The following is a 294-nucleotide window of genomic DNA, read 5'->3' on the forward strand; positions in this document are numbered from 1 at the left end:
GAGGTACGCCAACGCGATCAGCATGCCCGTGAACATGAACGCCACCGCGTTGACGGTCTGCACGCCGATGATCAGGTTCCCCGCGGTCACCAGCAGGCCCTGCAGCGCGCTGATCACCGCCAGGAACAGCCAGCGCCCCAGGTAGCCCTGGCGCACCGTCAGCCCCGGCACACCCTCGCCGTCCACCTCCAGCTTCAGGATCACCATCAGCACAAAGGCGCCGATCCACAGCGAGAGGTTGGTGAACAGCGCCGCCATGGCCGAACCGTAGGTGGAGATTGGGAAGACGACCTC

The 294-nt window shown here is 65.6% G+C and carries 1 protein-coding gene; it reads right to left on the reverse strand.

What is annotated here, in order from left to right:
- The coding region (locus J0695_RS42440; RefSeq protein ID WP_206970115.1) for an ABC-2 transporter permease at window positions 1–258 on the reverse strand (258 nt) is incomplete at its 3' end.
- Between the last annotated feature and the right edge of the window lie 36 nt (window positions 259–294).

The sequence above is a fragment of the Streptomyces beijiangensis genome, from assembly GCF_017315755.1.
In the GTDB taxonomy this organism is placed as follows: domain Bacteria; phylum Actinomycetota; class Actinomycetes; order Streptomycetales; family Streptomycetaceae; genus Streptomyces; species Streptomyces beijiangensis.